Origin of the sequence: Aridibaculum aurantiacum (genome assembly GCF_017355875.1) — a bacterium.
GTDB classification, from domain to species: Bacteria; Bacteroidota; Bacteroidia; order Chitinophagales; family Chitinophagaceae; genus Segetibacter; species Segetibacter aurantiacus.
In genome coordinates this window covers 945315-969715 of sequence record NZ_JAFEWC010000001.1, presented here as the reverse complement: position 1 = coordinate 969715, position 24401 = coordinate 945315, and the positions used below count along the sequence as shown (strand labels likewise).

General features: G+C 42.1%; 22 protein-coding genes. 11 read left to right on the top strand and 11 right to left on the bottom strand.

The genetic code is table 11. The annotated features are described in order from the left end of the window. Positions 1–194 precede the first annotated feature (194 nt). The 3 genes from J4N22_RS04005 to J4N22_RS03995 all read right to left on the bottom strand — a co-directional run bounded on the left by J4N22_RS04005 (position 195) and on the right by J4N22_RS03995 (position 7101). Positions 195–5012, bottom strand: a complete 4818-nt coding sequence (locus J4N22_RS04005; RefSeq protein ID WP_207492411.1) for a PKD domain-containing protein — start codon at positions 5010–5012, stop codon at positions 195–197. A gap of 160 nt (positions 5013–5172) precedes the next feature. Then, positions 5173–5595: a hypothetical protein gene (locus J4N22_RS04000; protein ID WP_207492410.1), complete on the bottom strand. Its 423-nt coding sequence runs from the start codon at positions 5593–5595 to the stop codon at positions 5173–5175. A gap of 9 nt (positions 5596–5604) precedes the next feature. Beyond that, positions 5605–7101 carry a carboxypeptidase M32 gene (locus J4N22_RS03995; protein WP_207492409.1) on the bottom strand — a complete coding sequence of 499 codons (1497 nt, stop codon included), beginning with the start codon at positions 7099–7101 and terminating at the stop codon, positions 5605–5607. Positions 7102–7279: 178 nt separating this feature from the next. Between J4N22_RS03995 and J4N22_RS03990 the strand changes: the two genes are divergently transcribed. Together J4N22_RS03990 and J4N22_RS03985 are read left to right on the top strand one after the other, a co-directional pair. Further along, complete coding sequence (locus tag J4N22_RS03990; RefSeq protein WP_207492408.1) at positions 7280–8593, top strand: PAS domain-containing sensor histidine kinase; 1314 nt, start codon at positions 7280–7282, stop codon at positions 8591–8593. Further along, positions 8571–9626 carry a response regulator gene (locus J4N22_RS03985; RefSeq protein ID WP_207492407.1) on the top strand — a complete coding sequence of 352 codons (1056 nt, stop codon included), beginning with the start codon at positions 8571–8573 and terminating at the stop codon, positions 9624–9626. The genes J4N22_RS03990 and J4N22_RS03985 overlap by 23 nt, the downstream gene beginning before the upstream one ends. Before the next feature lie 45 nt (positions 9627–9671). Here the strand turns inward: J4N22_RS03985 and J4N22_RS03980 are convergent, their stop codons facing one another. Further along, positions 9672–10055 (bottom strand): hypothetical protein, encoded by a 384-nt coding sequence (locus J4N22_RS03980; RefSeq protein WP_207492406.1) that lies wholly within the window; start codon positions 10053–10055, stop codon positions 9672–9674. Between the two features lie 175 nt (positions 10056–10230). Between J4N22_RS03980 and J4N22_RS03975 the strand changes: the two genes are divergently transcribed. Then, on the top strand, positions 10231–10527 hold the full coding sequence (locus J4N22_RS03975) for a metal-sulfur cluster assembly factor (protein WP_207492405.1): 297 nt from the start codon (positions 10231–10233) through the stop codon (positions 10525–10527). On the opposite strand, the gene J4N22_RS03970 is transcribed toward J4N22_RS03975, so the two are convergent. The 5 genes from J4N22_RS03970 to J4N22_RS03950 all read right to left on the bottom strand — a co-directional run bounded on the left by J4N22_RS03970 (position 10524) and on the right by J4N22_RS03950 (position 14974). After that, positions 10524–11579: a hypothetical protein gene (locus J4N22_RS03970; RefSeq protein WP_207492404.1), complete on the bottom strand. Its 1056-nt coding sequence runs from the start codon at positions 11577–11579 to the stop codon at positions 10524–10526. The two genes, J4N22_RS03975 and J4N22_RS03970, sit on opposite strands and share 4 nt — an antisense overlap. A 1-nt stretch (position 11580) precedes the next feature. Continuing rightward, positions 11581–12066 carry a hemerythrin domain-containing protein gene (locus tag J4N22_RS03965; protein ID WP_207492403.1) on the bottom strand — a complete coding sequence of 162 codons (486 nt, stop codon included), beginning with the start codon at positions 12064–12066 and terminating at the stop codon, positions 11581–11583. Next, positions 12066–13073 carry an iron-sulfur cluster repair di-iron protein gene (ric, locus tag J4N22_RS03960; RefSeq protein WP_207492402.1) on the bottom strand — a complete coding sequence of 336 codons (1008 nt, stop codon included), beginning with the start codon at positions 13071–13073 and terminating at the stop codon, positions 12066–12068. The genes J4N22_RS03965 and ric overlap by 1 nt, the downstream gene beginning before the upstream one ends. A 10-nt stretch (positions 13074–13083) precedes the next feature. Continuing rightward, positions 13084–14301: a hypothetical protein gene (locus J4N22_RS03955; protein ID WP_207492401.1), complete on the bottom strand. Its 1218-nt coding sequence runs from the start codon at positions 14299–14301 to the stop codon at positions 13084–13086. Positions 14302–14362: 61 nt separating this feature from the next. Continuing rightward, positions 14363–14974 carry a Crp/Fnr family transcriptional regulator gene (locus J4N22_RS03950; protein ID WP_207492400.1) on the bottom strand — a complete coding sequence of 204 codons (612 nt, stop codon included), beginning with the start codon at positions 14972–14974 and terminating at the stop codon, positions 14363–14365. Positions 14975–15139: 165 nt separating this feature from the next. On the opposite strand from J4N22_RS03950, the gene J4N22_RS03945 reads away from it, so the two are divergent. The 7 genes from J4N22_RS03945 to J4N22_RS03915 are packed head-to-tail and all read left to right on the top strand — an operon-like array spanning position 15140 to position 21875. Then, a complete protein-coding gene (locus tag J4N22_RS03945) occupies positions 15140–15619 on the top strand; it encodes a c-type cytochrome (RefSeq protein ID WP_207492399.1) in 480 nt (159 codons plus the stop codon). A gap of 23 nt (positions 15620–15642) precedes the next feature. Further along, on the top strand, positions 15643–17661 hold the full coding sequence (gene nosZ / locus J4N22_RS03940; protein WP_207492398.1) for a Sec-dependent nitrous-oxide reductase: 2019 nt from the start codon (positions 15643–15645) through the stop codon (positions 17659–17661). A 60-nt stretch (positions 17662–17721) separates the two neighbouring features. After that, positions 17722–18720 carry a nitrous oxide reductase accessory protein NosL gene (locus J4N22_RS03935; protein ID WP_207492397.1) on the top strand — a complete coding sequence of 333 codons (999 nt, stop codon included), beginning with the start codon at positions 17722–17724 and terminating at the stop codon, positions 18718–18720. A gap of 2 nt (positions 18721–18722) precedes the next feature. Further along, positions 18723–19952, top strand: coding sequence for a nitrous oxide reductase family maturation protein NosD (locus J4N22_RS03930; RefSeq protein WP_207492396.1), 1230 nt, complete (start codon positions 18723–18725; stop codon positions 19950–19952). A gap of 49 nt (positions 19953–20001) precedes the next feature. Further along, entirely contained in the window at positions 20002–20706 is a 705-nt protein-coding gene (locus J4N22_RS03925; protein WP_207492395.1) for an ABC transporter ATP-binding protein, read from the top strand. Between the two features lies 1 nt (position 20707). After that, positions 20708–21475 (top strand): ABC transporter permease, encoded by a 768-nt coding sequence (locus J4N22_RS03920; protein WP_207492394.1) that lies wholly within the window; start codon positions 20708–20710, stop codon positions 21473–21475. A gap of 1 nt (position 21476) precedes the next feature. Then, positions 21477–21875: a group III truncated hemoglobin gene (locus J4N22_RS03915; RefSeq protein WP_207492393.1), complete on the top strand. Its 399-nt coding sequence runs from the start codon at positions 21477–21479 to the stop codon at positions 21873–21875. Positions 21876–21943: 68 nt separating this feature from the next. On the opposite strand, the gene J4N22_RS03910 is transcribed toward J4N22_RS03915, so the two are convergent. Next, complete coding sequence (locus J4N22_RS03910) at positions 21944–22498, bottom strand: fasciclin domain-containing protein (protein WP_207492392.1); 555 nt, start codon at positions 22496–22498, stop codon at positions 21944–21946. Positions 22499–22715: 217 nt separating this feature from the next. On the opposite strand from J4N22_RS03910, the gene J4N22_RS03905 reads away from it, so the two are divergent. Beyond that, complete coding sequence (locus J4N22_RS03905; RefSeq protein WP_207492391.1) at positions 22716–23924, top strand: acetyl-CoA hydrolase/transferase family protein; 1209 nt, start codon at positions 22716–22718, stop codon at positions 23922–23924. A gap of 104 nt (positions 23925–24028) precedes the next feature. Here J4N22_RS03905 and J4N22_RS03900 read toward each other — a convergent pair whose 3' ends face one another. After that, positions 24029–24364 carry a hypothetical protein gene (locus tag J4N22_RS03900; protein ID WP_207492390.1) on the bottom strand — a complete coding sequence of 112 codons (336 nt, stop codon included), beginning with the start codon at positions 24362–24364 and terminating at the stop codon, positions 24029–24031. Positions 24365–24401: the final 37 nt, after the last annotated feature.

Sequence of the window (24401 nt, the reverse complement as noted above, 5' to 3'; positions counted from 1 at the left end):
AGAGCTGTACTACAAGGGCAATAAATAGTTAGGAACCAAGAGCTATTGCAGAAGATATTCCTCCTGATTATACACATGCTCTAAAGGAGCAGGCTATGCAAAAAAGCCACTTCCCATCCATGTAATATGATCGGGAAGTGGCTTGCACTTCTTCTTTTAAATAAAGCATTTCCTTCAGTTCCTGGCTGCAATTACTATCTCAGTAGTGTTACGTTGCCTTTGATAGGAACAATGGTATTGTTATCGCAGATTGCTTCAATTACATATACGTATACATCCGTCTGTACCTGCTGCCCATTGAACTTTCCATCCCAACCCTGCGATGCATTATTCGCTGATATATTCACTTTTTCAAATAGCATTTGACCCCAGCGGTTGAAGATCCGCATACTCTTGATTGTATACAATCCTGTGCCTCTTGGATAGAACACATCGTTCATGCCATCGCCATTAGGCGAGAATGTATTAGGAACATAGATGTTGGCATTATCGCAAATCAGCTTCACCACCACCTGGTCGCGGGCTATACACCTACCATCATTGGAAGCCAGTACAGAATAAGTTATCTCCTGGTTAGGTGTAGTAACTGGTTGAGGACATGTAGCGCAACTTAAAAACTGGCTTGGCATCCACCTCCAGCTGGTTACATCAGGAGAGCTACGCGTGTTAATCGTTTGACTGGATCCTACCATCATCGTTATCACATCGCCATTCAATATTTCAATTCTAGGAATTGGGAATACAGTAAGTGTAACAAATGCACTATCCGTGAAGCAATCATGATCATCTGATCCCACTACTGTATAAGTAATGGTACTGTCAGGTCTTGCACGTGGTGAGGCACTTGTTGGATTATCCAACCATCTTGCTGGTGTCCAGTTGTAAAATTCTGCACCCCTTGCATGCAGCAATCTTGTCTCTCCCACACACAGGGTGTCATTCCTGCTGACAGAAACAGTGAAAGGCTGTTTTACATTGATCGTGACAGAGTCTGAATTTACACAACCAAATGCTGAAGTGCCGGTAACATAGTATGTATCCCTTCCGGTTGGTGTTATTACAGGAGATGCACAGTCGGTACAGCTTAAAGATGAATTTGCTGCCCATGTATACGAACTGGCACCCGTTGCATTAAGCGTATAACTATCGAAGCGGCAGATGGTGGTATCTATACCTGCATTCACCACCGGACGTGGATGAACAACAGCAGTTGTAGCTACCGTAGCTGTACACCCATCACTATTTACAACTGACAGTTGAACAGGATAATTACCCGGTGCAGCAAACGATTGTGCTGTCGGATTTTGACCCAGGATAACGTTTCCATTTCCAAAGTTCCATGACCATGAAATGGAAGATGTATCAGGAGCAACCAAACCTCCCTGGAAGGTGAATACTGCAGGCTCACAAGCGGCAGTATCGCCTAAAATGGTAACGCGTGGAGATGAAGCAATTTTAATGAAGTTGTTGTACACAGCAGTGTCAGCGCAACCAAATTGCGTGGTAGTGATCAGCGATACATTGAACCAGCCAGTGGTGTTATAGTTATGCGTAGGGTTACTACCGGTAGCTGTAGCACCGTCACCAAAATTCCACTGGTAGCTTGCCACCGGGTCATTTGTTATGGTACTGTCGCTAAAGGCAACTATGCCACTATCACAGATCAACCGCGGCTGTGCCAGTATATGCGTTTGTACCTCTAAAACTCTTATTGTATCCAGTCCTACCAAAGGCACTTTACAACCCGCTGCATCTTCTAGGATCAGCTTTGGAAAATAGGTGCCTCCATTGCTGTACATGTGTGTGGTGGTAGGCTGCGTTCCAAATTCTATATTTCCATCATTGAAATCCCAGATGTAGTTTACAGCATTATCTGCAACAGCAGTAAAGCTCACCTCACCCTGCGAACATATAGTTAGCGGCGAATAGCTAAATACACCTGTAGGACCTTGAATGGTAATTGTATTGCTGATGGTATCAGTACAACCTCCTGTGTTAGTAACCGTAAGCCTTACATTATAAATTCCAGGATAAGTGTACATGCGCGATGGGTTCTCCAATTGAGAATTACCACCATCACCAAAATCCCAGTTTACAGCCACGTAATTAGCCGACTGGTTGGTAAAGTTTACCAGCAATGGCGGACAACTTGAAAATGAATCGCTCATCAAAAAATTGGCTGTAGGATTATATATCCTGATGGTTCTTTCTGTTGAATCTGAACAGCCATACCTATCTGTCATTACAAGCTTCACTGTATAAGTTCCTTGTGCTGGATATGCATATATCGGATTAACGTCAGTAGATGAGTTGCCATCGCCAAAGCTCCACAGGTAGGCAACATCGAATCCACCAGTAGAATTGTTTGTAAAAGCCACTTCAGCAGAAGGACACTTCAGACTATCTGAAATGCTGAAGTCAGCTACCGGCCTCGATATAGTAACTACACTATTCCGTACGATACTGTCTTTACAGCCATAGCTATCTTCTACAACAAGCTTACTATCGTAGACGCCATTGTTAGTGTATGTATGTGTAAATGGTGGCGCTGTATAATTGGTAACTGTACCATCGCCATAGTGCCAGGTCCAACTAACTACAGGGTGAGTACCATCGGTTTGAGTAGCGTCATGAAATGTAACCACTGTATTGAAACAGGTACCACTAGGTGTTGCTGTAAAATCTGCTCTAGGTCCAAAAATAACCACAGGTACACGAGTGAATAAAGTATCTCTACAGCCTAGCAAGTCTGTCATTTCTACTGCAGCGGGGTAATTACCAGCTTCAGTATAAACCCTTGACATACTAATTGCTCCACCTGCTACACCCGGGCCTGTAATGCTATCAAAGAACCAGGTATAGTTTGCAATATTTCCACCATTGATATTCGCGACATGGAAATTGAAGTTGGTATTGCGGCAGCCAATAGAATCCGACACCTGCAATTGTCCACCTTCATTTATCACCATCACATCTCTTTCACGTGAGTGACTACAGTTGCCATTGGTCACCGTTAGCCTTACGCGGTATACGCCGGGCGCAGCATAAGTATGTGTAGGGCTAGCAACAGTAGAAGTGTTACCGTCGCCAAATTCCCATGACCATGCTGTTGCTCCAATTGACCTGTCGGTAAACCTGCGGGTAAGCGGATCATTACAATTAAAAGCAGTATCGAAATTGGCTATAGGAGGTCTTATGTAAACATAATCTCTTAGTTCAAGTGTATCGGAACAACCATAGTTGAAAACCACGAGCCTGATGGTGAAGTGACCTGTATCATCATAATAATGGTTAGGGTGCTGCAAAGTAGATGTAGCGCCATCACCAAAATCCCAGAGCCATTCGTGAATAGGTCCATTGGTAGAGCTATCACCAAAGTAAACAGGGACATAGGCACATACATCAAGTGGTGCTGCAGCAAAGTTTGCAGTTGGCTTACTACCCACCATAGCTGCTGATTGCACTACCATTGAGTCGCGGCAGCCATTGCTGGTAGTAACTACGAGTTTCACTGTATAAATTCCCGGAACCGTATAAGTATGTGAAGGATTGATGTCAGTAGAGGTTCCGCCATCTCCAAAATCCCAGTTGTACGAAGCGATAGGATATGCACTTTGAACATTTGCTACGGGTGTAACAGTATAAGGAATACAACCGCGCACATTCAGGTTGTTGATAGCAGTTACTCTAGGCGGACTAACTGTTATCATACTCACCACCTGCATTGTATCGGCACAGCCAGATGCATTGCGCGCAATCAGTGTGATGGTATAATTGCCTGGTTGGGAAAAAGTAGTTGTTGGATTTTGTGCTGTAGAAGAAAAGCCGTTGCTAAAGGTCCACCTATAGCTTGTAGCACCGGTTGACGCATTGGTAAACGTTACCGTAAAAGGTGTTTGGCACGAGTTGGTAGCAGAAGCTGTAAATGATGCTGTTGGTTTCGCTACCACTACTATTGACCTGGTAATAGAGTCTCTACATGCACCAAAATCATTTACCAGTTTTACCTGGTATACACCTGGAGTTGTATAAACCTTTTGTGGGTTGTTTTCAGAAGAGTTGGTTCCATCGCCGAACGTCCAATATGAGCTCACAATAGTAGGCGTAGAAGTATTTGTAAATCTTGCTCCTGCACCCACACATACTGTATCAGGACGAGTAAAATTAGCCTGCACTGCACCAACGGTTATTAAATTAGGTTTTACAATAGTATCTGTACAACCATTAGGACTTACAGCGATCAATCGAACTGTATATACACCCACTGCAGTGTAATTATGCACCGGGTTTGCCTGGGTTGAAGTATTTCCATCACCAAAATGCCATATATAACTCATGACACCTGTACCTGTAGAAGTGTTGGTAAAGCTAACGGGTGTAGGAGGCTGGCAACTGGCAGGGTTACTATGTGTGAAATCTGCTCTTACACCACCTGTAGTTCTGATGTATAAAGGTTTTGTAAGTACCCTTGCGCAGCCAAAGCTGTTAACGGTATTTAGTATAACAGTAAAATTACCTGCAGAATTGTAGGTATGTAATGGATTACGCTGGTTAGAAATATTTCCATCACCAAAATCCCACTGCCATGAACTTATGGTGCCAGCACCTGCAGTACTATTATCTGTAAACTGAACTCGTAACGGAAAACAACCTATTGTATCCGAAGCTGTAAAAGCCGGCTGCGGAAGCGCATGCACGGTAATATATTGTGTACGAACAATAGAGTCAGCATTGTTGCTGACATTGCGAACCACCAGCTTTACTGTATATGTGCCGGGGTCAAAGTATGTGCCTATAGGGTTGGCTACCACTGATTGTGTACCATTTCCCAGGTCCCACCGCCATGATGTAGGATTGCCTGTAGACTGATCCTGGAAATTCACGATCAGCGGAGGACAACCACTGGTAGTTGTAGCCGAAAAGTTAGCTGTTAACTGTGCCGAAGCAGTGGATGCAAAAGAAACAATAAGCAATAACTGCAACAACTGCAGCCATCTTTTTCTGGCTTTCATAGAATTACTGGAATTCGGTTAATACAAAATCGGGAATAGGATACCCTTCTATAACTTATAATCGACCTATTTATTTTACCGCCCAGCTACTTTTTGACTCATAGGGGCATAAAAAAATCCCCGCTCACAGAGCAGGGACTTCTTCATTTTAGCTTTTATATTACTTTTTTTGAATGCTTAACTTATACACTACACCGTTCAACTCGCGGCTAAATTCACCTACTGTGTAGTTGCTCCTGATGATCTTCCACGTTCCGTTCAGCTTATTGATGGGGGGATGATTATTGAAATTTCCTGTCATCGTTTGGGTTGCATAACTGCCTTCCCATGTACCCGGCACTTCCACGTTGGTTACTATGTTTTTTGCTTTACATGTCCTGTTTTCAAAAAACTGCGATTCCCAATCGGTAAAAAGTGCTGTCTGATCATCGGTTCCTTCTTCGTACTTGGTCACTTTCCATACACCGTCAATCATTACCTGCACCACTAGGTCTTCTACTTTCTGCTGCATCTTGTCTTTTGAACATGAAGGAGCTATCATCATAAAAAATGCACCGGCAACGACAAGGAGAAATTGCTTCATAACAACAGGTTAAGGTTGCAAACTATTAATTTTTTCCTGCAAGTAATTCAGAAATATCTGGCTGTTCAGCTTTTCATCAGTAACCAACTCACAGAGTTCGCCACTGGTGTAGCGCCTGCCATGAAGGTGTACCTTCTGCCTCAGCCACTCCAAAAGCCGCTGGCAATTACCGGTATTGCTTATCTCATCTTCCAGGCCATCCAGTTCTTTCAGCGCCTGCTTCCATAGCTGCGCAGCATAAAAACTGCCAAGGCTATAGGTCGGAAAATAGCCAAAGCTGCCATGGCCCCAATGTACATCCTGCAGGCAACCTTGCTTATCACCAGGAACAGTAACACCCAGCAGTTGCTGGTACTGCTCATTCCAATAAGACGGAATATCTTTTACCTGCAGCGAACCCTCTATCAGCCGCTTTTCCAGCTCATACCTTACAATCACGTGGAAATGATACGTCAGTTCGTCCGCTTCGGTTCGTATGAAAGAAGGTTTGATTTTGTTGATGGCCCTCACAAAAGCATCCAGCTCCACCTCCTGTAACTGCTCCGGGAAATATTGTTTCAGTACAGGAAGATAATATTTCCAAAAGGTCTTGCTCCTGCCAACACAGTTCTCCCATAGCCTTGACTGCGACTCATGAATACCAAGTGATGCATATTCACCCAGCGGCAGCCCATACATCTCCTCCGGCAGTCCTTGCTCGTACAGCGCGTGTCCCACCTCGTGAATGGTACTCCATGTCATATTGGTGAAGTCCTTTTCATCAATGCGCGTTGTAATGCGGACATCGCGGCTGCCAAAGTTGATGGTGAACGGATGCTCAGAAATATCTTGTCGTCCGGCTTCAAAATCGAAACCTAGTTGTTTAGCCAGGTACATGCCCCACTCCCACTGCTGTTGCTTTGGAAAATGCTGGTGCAGAAAATCATCTGCGGGTTCAGGCTGTTGCTGCACCTGCTGTAGCAACTGGCGCAAAGGCTCTTTTACACCATTGAAAATTGCATCCAGTTGTTGCACGGTCATACCTTTCTCAAATTCATTGAGCAATGCATCATACGGATGTTCTTTATAACCCAGCAGTTCTGCTTCCTGCCGCTTTAGTGCCACCAGTTCTGTAAGTGCTGGTTCAAAAACAGAAAAATCATTCTGCTTTCTTGCCTCTACCCATGCATGAAAGGCTGCCGACACAGCTTCACTCATCTTTCTTACAAATGCAGGTGTGAACTTTGTTTGCTTTTCATAATCCTCCTGCGACAGGTCTACATTACGCCGCTCGTCCGGCTGCAGGTCAGCTGTTTTCAATTGGTTGAGGAGGTTGCCTAATTCAGCATCAGTGAACATTGTATGTGCCAGCTCCGACAGTGTGGCCACCTGCCGCGAACGGTGTGTGGCACCTTGTGCAGGAAGATACGTTTCCTGGTCCCACTGCAAAACTGCGGTAGCATAGCGCACATCTGCAATTTTCTGCATCTTCTCCTTATATATATTATAGTCAGCCATCGATGTCATTCTTGAAAATTTTGCTGAAGGTATCTTTTCTGCTGTAAACTCTTTTGCTACTACCCTTTGCTTCTGCCGGCACGGTAATGACTTTTTCACTTGTAAAAAACATGACAACTGTTTCCTTTACCAGCTTTATTTCCTACTATTTTTACATAATAAGCACGCAAAACTATAGGGAGAAAAAATGCCGTTTAGAAAAGAGAACAATTTTGAGCCGGAGAACCTGAAGATGGTTCAGCAATTTGAAGCCTTATTTAACCACGCCACAATTGGCATAATCATTACCGGCACCGATGGCAGGATCATTAACTTCAACAGGTATGCCGAGCAGCAGTTTGGTTATACTAAAGAAGAGCTAACAGGGCAACTGGTAGAAGTGCTTATTCCTAGAAAGTACCACCACAAGCATGTTCACTACCGCGATTCCTTTAATGCGCACCCGGAGCCACGCGCTATGGGTGCAGGCCGCGACCTGCATGGACTAAACAAAGATGGAAAGGAATTTCCTGTAGAAGTCAGCCTTAGCCACTACTCTATTGACGGCGACAATTACACCATAGCTTTCATTGTTGACATTACCGTAAGAAAGGAACACGAATCCGTGGTAATGGATCAGAAAGCTGAACTGGAACAAACAGCAGATAAAATAATAAAGCTGAACAGCCAGCTGGAAGAAAAGGTAGAAGACAGAACTAAGATGCTGCGGGAGATACTGGCAGAGCTGGAAAAATCGAAAGATGAGCTGAGCGAGGCGCTGGAAAATGAAAAGGAATTGAGTGAATTGAAATCGAGGTTCGTAACCATGGCTTCGCATGAATTTCGCACACCCCTTAGTACCATCTTATCATCGGCATACCTGCTGCAGAAGTACATAGAGGCCGACGGAAATAAAAAAGCTGAGAAGCATATTCAGCGTATAAAAAATGCTGTAGCAGGGATGAAGAGCATCTTAGAAGATTTTCTTTCGCTTGGCAAACTGGAGGAAGGGCTTATACAAACCCACCTGGAATTAATGCCTTACGATGCATTCTTAGATGAAATACAAAATGTAATACAGGAGATGCAGGCACTGCTAAAAGTTGGGCAGAAGATAGCACTGCATCATAACGGGGAGAAAGATGTTTATATCGACAAAAATTTCCTGCGAAACATATTGCTGAACCTTATTTCTAATGCAATAAAATTTTCACCTGACGACGCAGTAGTAGATGTTAGTTTTGAACTGAACGACGAGGAACTCATTATTAAAGTTTCAGATAAAGGCATTGGCATTTCAGAAGAAGACCAGGAGCATTTATTTGAAAGATTTTTTAGGGCTAAAAATGCCAGCAATATCCAGGGTACCGGCCTTGGATTGCACATTGTATCTAAATACCTGGAACTAATGCAGGGAAGGATAGAACTGCAGAGCAAATTGAATGAAGGCACTACGTTCATAGTACATATTCCTAATAACACAACCATACAACCACCAAATGAAAAAAGTACTGATAATTGAAGACAACGATGAAGTAAGGGAGAATACGGCGGAGATACTGGAGTTAAGTAATTACGAAGTAGTAACTGCCGAGAATGGAAAAATAGGAGTAGAAAAAGCGCTGCAGGAAAAGCCAGACCTGATCATCTGCGACATCATGATGCCTGTACTGGATGGCTATGGTGTCTTCCACCTATTGAGCAAACACAAGGAAACATCTTCCATTCCATTTATTTTCCTTACTGCCAAGTCAGAAAAATCTGATTTCAGGAAAGGGATGGAAATGGGTGCAGACGATTACATCACCAAACCTTTTGATGGAATAGAACTGCTGAATGCAATAGAGGTACGGCTAAAGAAAAGCGAGATGCTGCAGCAGCATTTCAAAGATGGGCTGGAAGGCTTTACCGATTTTCTTAATAGTGCAAAAGAAACAGGTAAGGTACAGCTGACATCAGAGGAGAGAGACATTCGCAGTTTTAAAAAGAAGTTCTACATATATAAAGAAGGCGAACGCCCTAAAGCTTTGTACTATGTTGTTTCCGGTAAAGTAAAAATTTCGCGGACCAACAACGATGGCAAAGAACTCATAACCGGCATTGTAGGCGAAGGCGACTTCTTTGGTTACATTCCTATTTTAGAAGAGACCAACTATAAAGAAGATGCGCAGGTGCTGGAAGACACACAGGTAATGGTGATTCCTAAAGATGATTTTGTACAACTGGTAACAAACGATATGACCATTGCACGCCAGTTCATCAAGATCATTACGCATAACATTCTTGATAAAGAAGAAGACCTGCTAAACCTTGCTTATAATTCTGTAAGGCAGAAAGTAGCTTACGGGCTTATACAGCTGCACGAGAAGTATAAAGAGAATGAAAATGACAACCCGATCTTGAAGATGTCGCGTGAGAATATGGCACAGGCTATAGGCATAGCAACAGAGTCATTGATCAGGACATTGGGCGATTTTAAAGATGAGAAGCTGATAGATATTCAAACTGGAAAGATCCAGGTACTGAATGAGAAGAAGCTGCGAAATATGCTGTAGAGAACATTACATAAAAAAAGCGGTCCTTGTGGCCGCCTTTTTTATTTACCCGGTACTTTTTTGAAGATGATAAAAACTCAACACCTCGCCGGCGTCGTTTTGCCGGCCCAGCGTCCAATCATCTGTCAGTGAAGTCTCAATCCACACATTACCCGACTTGCGGTAAAGCTGGATAGACAACCCGGTATTTTCCTTAAAATCATGTTCAACCTCCGCCACAGTCCGGTTACGATTTACATCAATGGCAACCTCTTTATCCAATGTATACAGAGCCCTGAAGGTAGCGGATGCCGGTACCTTCTCCGCCCGTGAGTACCCATTCTGCCGTTTAGGGGCAGCAAGGAACTCTATCTTCAAATATGGATACAGGTTGTTGAACTGTGCCTGGAGGTTCTTAACCACTGTATCATTATTTATGTTCAGCTCCATATTATTAATTAATAAATGTTCAGTTATCGTATTCTTCTAAAAAGTCAAAAGTAGCTTTAGAGCGGGGGCAAAAACAGGACGATTGTCAGCAAAAAAAATGAAATCTGTCAGCTGCAGAAGAAGCTACAAGACCGTATTTCGTATCCTCGGTTAACCATTCCCTTACCTGTTGAATATGAAAGCTGAAATAATAGAAAAGATTAAAACAATTTACGATCCTGAGATACCTGTAGACATTTACAACCTGGGACTGATTTACGAAGTAGAAGTACGGCCAAATGCTGAAGTATTCATCATTATGACGCTTACCACTGCCACCTGCCCGGCCGCTGCATATTTACCACAGGAAGTAGAAACAGCAGTACGCGAAGTGCCCGGCGTAAAAGATGTACACGTTCATGTAGTTTACCAACCCAAATGGAATAACAGCATGATGAGTGCGGAAGCAAGGGAAGCACTGGCATTTAGCTAATGTTTACGTTTTGCCAGCTCTATTTTCAGTATCACCATCATCGATATAAAAAAGAAGAGGATCACCAAGCCGTTAATCATGCCTGCAATACGACGCAGCTCCACCATTACCGCTGCATCAGCCACCATACGTAGCACCAGCGACACCTGCAGCAAAACAAACCATACGTACAAAAACGGCCTGTAGGGCTTTACCGGCAATCGCAGCACTGCAGGTAAAATGATGGGAGAATGAGAAAAAATCATTGAGAAGACAAAACCAATGAAAAACGCATGCAAGGTCGCATCGTATAAAAAAGGATTTTCAGATCCAGCAAACAAGAACATAGCAGCAAATAACAACCATGCATAGCCCGTGATGAGCAACAGTGCCGAGTAGCGGTGCTGACCCGCCTTCTTCATCGATTTGAAAGCCATATCGTACCGAAGCAGCCAACAAGCAGTAAGCACCAGTCCTGAAGCAAAGATCCAATCGCCATGCATGTGAAAAGGAATAACAAGCCCTGCAATTACAATAGCCAGTGCTGCATAAAGCATTAGGTGGCTACCGCGGGGCAACTGCAGGAAGCGTGTTAATTCTAACCGTTCAGCAACTATTGTAAATAGAAGGAATCCCATCCACCACGGTGCAGCCTGTGGGTAAAAGTTTGATTGTAGCAGCATTACATTCCCAATCAATAGGCAGGACGCACCAATGAAAAACAAATAGTAATACGCGTCTTTGTATGTATAGATAAAGTACAGGCACATAGCAGCAAAACCTGCACTGCCAGCAATTAAAAGATACAATGCAATGGCAATGTCTCCTCGCAGGAAAAAGATAATGCTGATAGCATTCAACAGTGGCAACAGCAGTATCCATTTATTCTTAAAAGTAACAGCACGCTCCAGCATAATGAGCGACGATAAAAAACTGCCGATCATGATGGCACCATGATGACCGGCAGTATGAGAAACAGGTAAGCTCCAGCCTATGCGCACAAGCCCGCTAAGAAGTGCAACAATCAATGAAGCAAGTATGAAAGGCAATATAAAGAGCGGGTTCATCTTCATACTACTTCTTTTCGCGCAGCCAAAATTGATTGTTCCATGTACAAGGTTTTTTCACTGCATGAGAAGCGTCCAATTGCGCTTCTATCTCCTTCAGCTGCTCTGCAGGAAAAATACTTTCATAATGTGCAAACAGTTGCCGCTCTTCAAACCTTATGTGCTGTTCCAGCAAGTTGATGAAACCTTCTATATTTTCCAGTGAAGGTTCCTGTAGCAGCTTGTTTACCAACTGCCGAAGACTAAAATGTTGTTGCACAGCTTCAGCCGTTAAAGCATCATCAGCAGGTGCATTGGCAAACAGCAGGCTTTCTTCATCCAAAAAATGAGGCGCCAGGTGTTCAGCAAATTCATGCTGAAGAAATTGAGCAAGCACCTGTGGTGCAACCTGCTTGTTTATACCTTGTCTTACTTTCCATACCACCAGCAAACCATCATGATGGTCTCGTGACAGGTGTACCAATTGCTTAGATCGCTTTATAGGCTTTTGCATTATTGTTTATTTAGCAGCTGCTTTTCCAATTCTACAGCTTTAGGAAAAAGAATATTATTCTCAAGGTGAATATGCTGGTGCAGATCAGCTTCCAAAGCACCCAATTTAAAGTACAATAATCCAAAGCTGCTGCAAGCATTAGCTGGCGGTGTAAAATCATTCGTTATCTGCCTCATCTGCTTCAGTATCTCTCCTGCTCCTTCATGATCAGCTTCCATCATTTGCACAGGCGTTTCTACCTGTTGAAGTTCAACCGGCAACTCGCCACCAGTATTGCGCACATGTACCATATGCTTTATCATTGGAAACAGCACTCGTTCTTCTTTGGTGAAATGAGCGGCTAGTTCATGCTCTAGTGTTTGATACAACTCGGCAAGCAAAAGCAGCTCAGGATGGTGATTGCCATGTCGTGTAGCCACTTTATGTAACAGGTCAGAAATAACCGGACCTTCCTTGTAATAGTAAGTGTGGTGCTGGTTGTAGATGTAATCAACCAGGAAATCAGCATCCCAACGGCTGAAGTCGAAAACTGGTTGGTTCTGCTGCGAAGCAACTACTTGTAGTTCACGTTCTACTATTTCGGTATCCAGGTTTTTTTCGGCACATGCCTGCTTCAGCGACTTTTTGCCACCACAGCAAAAATCAATTCCATACTTTTTAAATACTTCTGCTTTACGCATATCAGATGCAGCAATAGCACCTACTGTTGGGCCTTGGTCTGCATCATTCTTTTTTATTTGAACTTCCCACCATACAGGCCCTTTCTGCAGGTACTGCCAACCAAATACATTACCACGCTCAGCAATCATCTGGTAGTATAGCGGCTTAGGATCATGATCATTTAGAATACAGAATGCCTCACCCGGCTGCAGTTCATCAAACCAGTTGAAAATAGTAGAATGTTTTAGCCTTGGCTCAAGAAGTGTCACATTTAGCAACCTGGCTCCATGTGATTTATTTAATTCTTCTGTAGAAACAGGTGCTGTTTCTATTGTTGTTGTTTGCATATTGATTTATTTAAAATTGTTGTAAACGAGATTTTGATGTAGCTGATAAAAAAATGAACGTAGCAGCGATGGTGATAAAGATTGTATTGATGAAAAGCGCAGTATTGGATGACGGAAAATAATTTCCCATAAGAGAACCTACTCCCTGCACTCCGAGCAGCACTTCATTTACCAAAACCGTAAGAGTGAACAGCAACAAACCACCCCGTGCCATTACTTTATTTACAGGTATAATGGCTGCCTCTGCCAACATACCTAGAAGGTAAAACGATACAAAAACAAGGAAAACAAGATGCAGGTAGCCAACTATAATAGGCCGATAAGTAAATGCTATATGACCTACCTGCGGATGCGCACTCACACACTGCAGTATAGCTTTTAATAAAAATGCTGTGATAGAAAGCCAATACAACATTCTGGACAATGCAGGCAATCCCCTGAATATATTTTTTAAACTTTTCTTTATCAATAAAACAAACAACCCAATTGCAATAAGCTGAAATACAGCTGCTACTACATTATTTACTACCACCCATTGCGGCATCTTATGCCATAGCGTGGTAAGAAAATAAGCCGGAACAATAGAAAAAACCATTGTATAAAAAAACCCTTTTCCAAAGGATAATTTATAACCTTTAATATTTTCTACTTTTTTAAAAAGAAAACCTAATACTGCAAATGTGAACCAGCCATTATATTGGAAGTGCAGGAAGAAATACAAAGCATTATGATAATGATAGGGATCTAAATTCTTAGTAGCTATCATATAAGCCAGCGCATAAGGACCAAGAGATGACAATGCCAAAAAGAACAATGCAGTCATAATAAACCTGGAGCTAACATCCATGATATTATCTTTTACTTCACCGTATATTTTGTAAATAAAATAGTAAGAAAGCAGCAGGCTGACAGTTGATAATACGATAGATAAAGGTGAATACCCTTGCAACGCAAAGCTGAATATCATTGCATAATTAACCCCAGTAGAAACCAGAAAGAACTTATTCCAACCTGCAGATGAAGGAGCTGATCTTTTACTAAAACTACTGATGATCAATAGCTGCAACAAAAAGCTGATCCAACCACCGAAAGCAAAATGTGAATGAGCATGCAATAGTTTTTTTTGCTCAATAAAATCTAGTGGAAAATTAATTTTATATCGAAGTACAAAGCCTAAAAAAGCAAGTACTACCAAATTAAACAACGCTACCTTATACCACTTATTCATTCTGCCGTATTGATAAGCAAAATGAAACCATTCAAAGAATAGCTTTTATGATTTGAATCATCTAGTAATAAACTTTCCCTTTTTCGATAACGAGAATATTATCATCGTGAAGGTGCCGCATCGTTCTGATAACTGTTTCCACGCGCAGGCCGCTCATATCTGCTATTTCCTGTCGTGTAAAATCAATTCTAATTCTTTGGTTGGTAGCTGCATCAGCACGATCCTTTTTATAAGTTTTTAGAATAGAAAGAATGCGATGCGCAGGATTATTACAGGATATTTCTTTTAAATTATTTGCTTTATTCAAAATGCGCTGCGCCATCATGCAGGTCACTTTATAATGTATATCAAAATTATCTTTCAATAATTGTTTGAAGCTATCAACATGCAACCGTATGACAATAGATGGCTCTACTGCAATGGCTGAAGCAGGATATACACCAGGTGTAAATAAAGGCGGCTCGCCAAAACTTTGACCGGGAGAAAAAAAACCTTGAATGAATTCTTTTCCTTCTTCGGTAGTACTATACATCTTTATTTTGCCCTCCACTACCTGGTGGTAAAAACGTGGATGCTGGTCCTCTAAAAAAATAAGTGCATCCTTTTCATAATGCTTAAGATTACCACCCCACGCTAATAAAAGGTCAGAATTGATCACTTCTTCAAACTGCATGACAGGTGTTTCATTTGGCATACATCAAAAGTCACTGATCTAAAAAAGATTTTAGATGATTGTTATCAGCTTTTTGCTTGAAAATGATTTGAGTCATAAAGCGCGGCTGAAGTTGAAATTACTCTTGCACTTACAAGTCAACACTAACAATAAAAAGTACAAGCAATGAAAAAGTTAATCACTTCAACTTTTGTAGCAATTGCAGCCATAGCCATATATGCTTGTGGCGGCGGCGAACACAAACCCATACCCGGCACTGAACCAAAAGGCGAGCCAACTGCAGCCAGCACTGTAGCCGCAGCCAATCCTAAAGGCATTGGCAAATTTCAAAATGTAGAAGTGCCTGCAGCACTTGATCACTCCATGGCCGATAAAGGTGAAGCGGTATCTAAAACAAAATGCCTGTCGTGCCATAAGCTAAGCGACGAAAAGCTTGTAGGGCCAGGCTGGAAAGATGTAACAAAAAGAAGAACACCTGAATGGATCATGAACTTTATAACCAACACCGAAGAGATGTTGGAAAAAGATCCTGAAGCTATTAAATCACTTGAAATATGCCTGGTGCGCATGCCCAACCAAAACCTAACTGATGAAGAAGCAAGGCAGGTGTACGAGTACATGCGCAAAGTAGATGGCGTTAAATAATACCCTCACCTCAAATAACAAATATGAAATTTAGAACAACGATTGCATTGGCTTCCGTAGCCCTGGCAACAGCCTTACCTTTTGGTTCTTGTAAACCAAAATCTAATGCAAGCGCAGTAGGCGGCGACGCTGCTCAAAAAGCTTATGTAGCCCCCGGTAAACACGATGAATTTTACAACTTCGTTTCTGGTGGCTTTAGCGGCCAGATGTCTGTATACGGTCTTCCTAGCGGAAGATTGTTAAGAGTTATTCCTGTATTCTCTGTAGACCCTGAAAAAGGCTATGGCTACAGCGAAGAAACAAAAGGCATGCTTACCACTTCGCATGGCTTCACACCATGGGACGATCTCCATCATACCCAGATATCACAAACAAATGGCGAAACAGATGGAAGATGGGTGTTTGCAAATGGTAACAACACACCACGTGTAGCACGTATTGATCTTAAAACTTTCCGCACAGCAGAGATCATTGAACTGCCGAATAGTGCAGGCAATCACTCTTCTCCTTACCTGACAGAGAATACCGAATATGTAGTAGCAGGTACTCGTTTTAGTGTGCCTACAGATAATCCTGATGTTCCAATTAACACTTACAAAGAAAACTTTAAAGGCACCATCAGCTTTATTGGCATTGATAAGAACAGCGGCAATATGGACATTGCTTTCCAACTACAAACACCAGGTGTAAACTTCGATCTTGCTTCTGCAGGTAAAGGTCCTAGCCATGGATGGTTTTTCTTCAGCTGCTATAATTCCGAAAAAGCAAACACATTGCTGGAGGTTAATGCATCACAACGGGATAAAGACTTCGTGATGGCAGTGAACTGGAAGAAAGCAGAAGAATATATAAAAGCAGGTAAGGGTGTAAAGAAGCAGGTGAAGTATGCGCATAATATCTATGATGAGAAAACACACTCTACCAAATCTGAAATACGTACAGAGGTGCTCTCACTGGATCCTACAGTTCTGAAAGATATCTGCTACATGATCCCTTGTCCTAAATCTCCTCACGGCATTGATGTGGATCCTACAGGAGAATACATGGTAGGCAGTGGTAAACTGGCGGCTCTTATTCCTGTTTTCTCTTATCAGAAAATGATAAAAGCTATAGAAGGCAAACAATATGATGGAGAATACGATGGTATTCCAATCATCAAGTACGAAGCTGCTTTGTATGGCGAGGTACCTAAGCCGGGTCTTGGACCTTTACACACACAATTCGATGGTAAAGGAAATGCTTACACTTCTTTCTTTGTTTCTTCAGAAGTAGTGAAATGGAACATCAAAGATCTGAAAGTTCTAGATCGCGTTCCTACTTACTATTCTATTGGTCACCTGATGATACCTGGTGGCGACTCAAGAAAACCAAATGCCAAATACCTGGTAGCGTATAACAAGATCACCAAAGATCGTTACCTGCCTACAGGACCAGAGCTTTCGCAGAGTGCGCAGATATTCGACATCAGTGGCGAGAAAATGCAATTGATCTTAGACTTTCCGACCATTGGTGAACCGCATTACGCACAAGCTATTGCCGCAGAAAAAGTGTCTAAGAACTCTACTAAAATATATAAGATAGAAGAGAACGAGCATCCACGTGTAGCGAAAGGTGAAGGTGAAACCAAGGTAGTACGTGAAGGAAACAAAGTGCATGTATACGCTACTGCTATACGCTCACATTTTTCGCCCGATAACATAGAAGGTATCAGGCTTGGAGATGAAGTGTATTTCCATGTTACGAACCTTGAGCAAGATTGGGATGTACCGCATGGCTTTGCTGTAAAAGGTGCAGCCAATGCAGAGCTTCTGATTATGCCTGGTGAAACATCGACACTTAAATGGGTTCCAGATCGTGTGGGCATCTTCCCTATCTACTGTACTGACTTCTGTAGCGCACTACACCAGGAGATGCAGGGATATGTAAGAGTTTCCCCGGCAAATTCTAATGTACCATTAGCATGGAGCATGGGCACCAACAACGGTAGCAATACAGCTTCTAAAGCACCTGCAGGCGGCAGCACAGGTAAGGCTAAGAAATAAATACAACCATGATAAGGGGGGGGCAAGCACCCCCTTATCCTTTTTTTAAAAACTGTGTGTATGAAGAACAATAGTAACAGGTGGGCAAGAATACTAGTAGCATCAGCTGCTATCATACTGGCGGGTGCTATATTTCTACCTATATGGCGTATAGAACTGGATGCACCACAGTATCCTGAAGGCTTAACCATGCTTATTTATGCTAATGGTCTTGCCGGAGATATAGACATCATCAATACATTAAACCACTACATCGGTATGCAGCACCTGGACACCTCCAACTTCATTGAATTCACTTTGCTTCCATACATTATTTCAGGACTCGTATTGCTTGCATTTGTAGCAGCCTTAATCAACAACAAAAAGTTCTACTACATGTATATCGCATTGTTTATGTTAGTAGCTATAGTCTCCATGGCAGACTTCTACCGTTGGGAATATAATTACGGGCATAATCTTGATCCCAATGCTGCTATACAAGTTCCGGGCATGGCTTACCAGCCACCGCTCATAGGTTTTAAAGAGTTGTTGAATTTTGGCGCTTACTCAATTCCCGACATTGGCGGATGGTTATTTATAGGTGCTGGTTTATTGCTGGCAGCAGCCTTCTTTCTACTGGTTCAGCCTAAGTGGCTGCCTGCTAAAATGCAAGTTGTACCTGCGTTTGTTTTGCTTGTGATGTTACAAAGTTGTTCAACCCAACCACAGGCTATAAAATATGGAAGCGATGCATGTGAACACTGCAAAATGACCATCATGGATAAACGCTTTGGCAGCGAGTGGGTAACTACAAAAGGAAAAGTATTCAGGTTTGATGACCTGCTTTGCTTGCAGGCTTATTTAAATAAATCAACGGCAAAAGGAACAGTATACATCCAGGATTTTAGCGGCAAAAAAGAACTGGTGAAAGCAGAAGAATTACTGTTTGTTCATGGTGAAGAATTGCGCAGTCCGATGGGTGGCAATACCGCTGCATTTACTGATAAAGCAGATGCAGAAAAAGCTGCTGCATCAAACAGCAGTACTATTCTATCGTGGCAAGAAATAGAAAAGCGATAATCATGAAGCAGCTATTGACCATACTGTTCTTGTTTGTATTTGCAGCAACTGATGGTGCTACACTTGAAGTAGGAAAAGGTAAAAAATATCCTGCTATTGAGCAGGCTATAGCTGCTGCTAGTGCAGGTGATATCATTCATGTATATCCAGGCATCTATAAAGGCAATTCTTTTCTTGTAAACAAGCCACTGCACTTAAGAGGAATTAATTGGCCTGTACTGGATGGAGAAAACAAAAGAGAGATACTACAGGTAGAGGCAAACAATGTAATTATAGAAGGCTTTGAAATCAACAACAGCGGATACTCTAGTTCATATGATTGGGCAGCGGTGAAGGTGATCAATAGCAGCTATGTTACTATACGCAAAAACAAACTGCACAACAATTCATTTGGCATTTACCTGCAGAATGCCAGCTGGACAACAATTGAAGAGAACATAGTGAAGGGAAATCCTGTAAATGAAATTCAATCAGGCAATGCTATACACTGCTGGAAGAGCGACAACATAAGAATTAGAAACAACACGCTCAGCGGTCACCGCGATGGGATCTACTTTGAGTTTGTTACCAACTCTGTTATACAAGGCAACAACAGCTTTGAAAACATTCGGTATGGCTTACACTTCATGTTTAGCAACAACGACATCTACATGAATAATTCTTTTAAAAATAATGGAGCAGGTGTAGCTGTTATGTTCTCAAAACAAGTGATGATGATAGCCAATCATTTTGAAGACAATTGGGGCAGTGCAGCATATGGTATTCTCTTGAAAGAAATTTCAGATGGTGTTATTAAGTACAACAGATTTATCAACAACACCGTTGGCGTGTATATGGAGGGCACCAACAGGATCAACATTTTTCAAAACCTTTTTAAAAGCAATGGTTGGGCGCTGCGTGTACAATCGAGCTGTGCAAATAACACTGTTACAAAAAACAACTTTATAGCCAACACTTTTGATGTAGGCACAAATGGCAGCGTGCAATTAAATTCTTTTAGCACTAACTACTGGGATAAATATGAAGGCTACGATAGAAACAAAGACAACTATGGCGACATACCTTATCAACCGGTAAGCCTGTATAGTATGGTAGTAGAAAAAATACCTGCTGCTTCTATCCTGCTTCGCAGTTTTATGGTAAAGGTGATGGATAAAGCAGAACGCGTGGTGCCTGCTATTACTCCAATTGATCTGAAAGATGAGACACCACTGATGAAACCACTGAAGTAGCAGTAAAGCAGCTTTGGTGCCATGATGAAAATTCAAAACAAATGTCTGTATGATACTAGCAACAAATGTTACGAAGAAGTTTGGAAAGCTTACAGCACTTGATTCAATCAACGTGTCGTGCAATAAGGGAGAGAGCATAGCCTTGATAGGACCGAATGGTTCAGGTAAAACTACTTTTATCAAGTGTCTCCTTGGAATGGTGGTACCAGATAGTGGCTTCATCACATTCAACAACCACAACATAAAGCACGACTGGCAGTACAGGAGCCGGATAGGTTATATGCCGCAGATCGGCAGGTTTCCTGACAACATGAAGATCAGCCAGGTGATAGATATGATGAAAGACCTGCGCAAATCTGACCAGCCTTTGGATGAAGAACTGGTAGAGGAATTTGACCTACCTAAACTGATGGATAAAAGAATGAGTACTTTATCGGGCGGTACCAGGCAAAAGGTAGGCGCCTGTCTTGCGTTCATGTTCAGGCCAGATGTACTGATACTGGATGAGCCTACAGCAGGCTTAGATCCTGTATCTACAGAGATACTTAAAAGCAAGATCAGGAAGGAAAAGAAGAATGGAAAACTTATACTTATTACATCGCATGTCCTAAGTGACCTGGATGATATTATCACGCAGATCATTTACATGCAGGATGGCAGGCTGAAGTTTCATAAATCTTTTGACCAGCTACAGGAAGACACAGGCCAAAAACAACTTTCAAAGGCTATTGCTTTTGTAATGCAAAACAATTGATATGAAGAAGCTAATCAAATATGTTATCATCGATATAGTGCGCAACAAGATTGTTATCGGCTATACGATCTTCCTTTTGCTATTGTCGTTTGGCATGTTCAGCCTCGAAGACAATTCAGCAAAAGGTTTACTGAGCTTAATGAATGTTTCATTGCTCATAGTTCCTTTGCTTAGCATTATCTTTTCTACCATCTATGTTTATAATTCTGCAGAATTCATAGAGCTATTGGTATCGCAACCGGTCAAGCGCACAAGCCTTATCAGTAGTTTATATACAGGATTAACCTTATCGTTGATCATGGCAGTATTGGTAGGTATTGGCTTACCTGTGCTGATCTACGACCAGAGTATCACAGGCCTGGTACTGGTTATTTCAGCTATACTGTTGACGGCCATCTTTGTTGCATTGGCATTATTGGCTAGTGTTATAACCCGCGATAAAGCAAAAGGAATAGGTGTTTCTATTTTATTATGGTTTTACTTTAGTATCATATTTGATGCATTGCTGCTGTTCATTATTTACCAGTTCAGCGATTATCCTTTAGAGCAGGCATCCATTGCACTTACAGCGCTTAATCCAATTGATCTTAGCCGCATATTGGTACTGCTGCAAATGGATATGTCTGCAATGATGGGTTATACAGGTGCAGTATTCGCCGACTTCTTTACGGGCTGGTATGGCTATGTATTCATAAGCGTGGTCATACTGCTGTGGATCATTTCGCCAACATGGCTGGCAATAAATCGTTTCAATAAAAAAGACCTTTAGTATGAAAACAACAATTAATGGAGAGGAAGAGGTAAAGCTATTGGTACGCCAGTTTTATGGCAAGGTGCTGCAGGATGAAATGCTGGCGCCACTATTTGAATATGCATTGGAAAACAAATGGGATCAGCACCTGCAACTGCTGGATAAGTTTTGGATGAATGTTTTGTTTTATACCGGCGGTTATACTGGCAACCCTATGCAGGTACATAGCCAGTTGCATTTTTTCAGGAAGCTTACGAAGGAACATTTTGCAGTTTGGCTGCGCCTCTTTGTACAAACTGTAGATGAGTTATTTGAGGGAGAGAAAGCAGAACTGGCCAAGCAAAGAGCGCATTCTATTTCTACTGTTATGCAATTAAAGATCTTACACCAGGCCGAAGCCAGTTCTAGTATTTACTGATCATTTGGGTTTAAAGAAAAAGAAAAAGGCCGCAATTGCGGCCTTCCCTATTTGAGCCATACATGCTGTTATTGTGGCGGTAACAATACAGCATCTATCACATGAATAATACCATTAGAAGCAGGAATGGAAGCAATAATATTTGCAGTACCATTCACCACTATCTTACCATCTTTTTTGCTGATCGTAATATTTTTTCCATTTACCTGTCCCAGGCTTTGCCCATCTACAAGCAGATCAGTTTTAAGAACACCAACGCCTACATGGTATTCCAATACATTCTGCAGGTCTGCTTTTTTACTTGGTTCCAGCAAGCCTTCTACGGTACCTGCAGGCAGTTTATCGAAGGCCGCATTTACTGGTGCAAATACGGTAAAAGGACCAGCATTGGATAATGAGTTAACAAGATCTGCAGCCTGTACGGCTTTCACCAATGTTGTATGTTCTTTGCTCCCCACAGCGATTTTTACAATATCCTTTTGTGAATCATCATCCTGTACAGATGCCTGGCCGGCACCGGCTGATGCAATAGATGTAGGACTTTCAACTGTTTCAGTTCCCTGGTTGCAGGCTACCAAAATGGACAATGCAACTGCAGGCAAAAAGTAAATCTTAAGGTTCATAAAATTCAGGTTTTAGAGGTTTGGTATCATATAAAACTAGTTGGGCTAATAGAATTTTTTTATGCGTGTAATCATATGGCAGGTAATAATTGCAAACAGCTTTCACCAATCATTAAAAAGATTTAGATAACAATAAACGTGTAGAACAATCAGTGAAAATATTTCGCATTGTTGACGTTTATCAGTTTTTGCCTGTCCTGCAGCTTGCATTTTTGCCATGGAAATGAGATACAGTACAGCACAAGAAGCAGTAGAGGAGATCAGGAGTGGCAACAGGGTCTTTCTTCATGGAGGACCCGCAACGCCGGTAGTTCTTATAAAAGCAATGCAGGCCAGGTATCATGAATTGAGTGATGTAGAATTAGTGAGCATCACTAACATGGGCGACCTGGATTTCAGCAACCCACAGTACAGCTCCAGCTTTTTTGTAAATGCCTTATTTGTTTCGGCTAATACAAGAGAAGTTGTGAACAGCATCGATGGCGATTATGTGCCGGTGTTTCTTAGCCAGATACCACAATTGTTCCGCAACGGTATAATGCCGCTTGATGTAGCGCTGATACAGGTGTCTGTTCCCGATGAACATGGATACTGCTCGCTGGGCACTTCGGTTGATGTGGCAAAAGCAGCGGTAGAAGTAGCCACAATAGTGATTGCACAAGTAAATCCATTGATGCCTCGTACACATGGGCAGGGATTTATCCATACCAGCAAGATCCACCATTTTGTTTATCATGAGAGTGCACTTCCTGAAGTTGACTATGCGCACAAGTTAAGCGCATGTGTAGAAGCAATAGGAAGAAATATAGCATCATTGATAGAAGATGGAGCAACCTTGCAAATGGGAATAGGTGTGATTCCTGACCAGGTTTTAAAAAATTTAGATGGTCATAAAAACCTCGGCCTACATACTGAGATGATGTCGGACGGCGTTATAGACCTGTTGAATAAAGGCATAATTGATAACAGTCGGAAAGCCATCAACCGCGGAAAATCTGTAACAGGATTTGTAGCCGGCACACGAAGATTATATGATTATGTAGATGATAACCCTGCAATAAGGGTGATGGATATAGCTTATGTAAATGATACAGCTGTTATTAGGCGAAACCCAAAGGTTACAGCTATCAACAGCGCTATCGAATTAGATCTTACAGGACAGGTTTGTGCAGATTCAATTGGCACGTACCAATTCTCTGGAATTGGCGGACAAATGGATTTCATTCGTGGAGCCTCATTGTCAGAAGGCGGAAAGCCCATCATTGCATTACCCTCCACTACTTCTAAAGGACATTCACGCATTGTTCCTTTTCTGAAAGAAGGAGCGGGTGTGGTAACTACAAGAGGCCATGTGCATTGGGTGGTGACAGAATATGGAAGGTTCAGATCAATACGCAGTACAAGCGCACCTATGGTGCCAGCCTAAGTATTGCAACCGGAACAGATGTTCCCACTAACAAGAAGTTTTTTCTCATGTGTATAGTTTACAACCCCCTGGCTCTCCAGGGGGTTTAGTTTTTACAACGGTTATCAATCCCAACACCCGCAAGACTGGAAAATAAGCTTCTCTTCTTTACACCTGGGGCAGTGATATGATTGGCCATCTTCAAACTCATCGCATGCTGGCAGGTGAGGCATTGAATCCTCATCTATTGAAGCTCCTTTCTTTTTGTAAACCTGCAGCTGGTTTTTACACTTACCGCACACCTTCTTCTTTTTTCCATCAACTGTTTTCACCACACTACATTGATCGCAATACGCCAGCTCCCAATATGAACCTGTTTCAAAATATGCAAAGCCAATCCCATACATCAAACTACCTGAAGTGTAGCCGCAAGAACATGCAGCTTGCAACATTGTTCCCATACTTTATCTTTTAAAGATTTAGAGTGACTATCAGCAT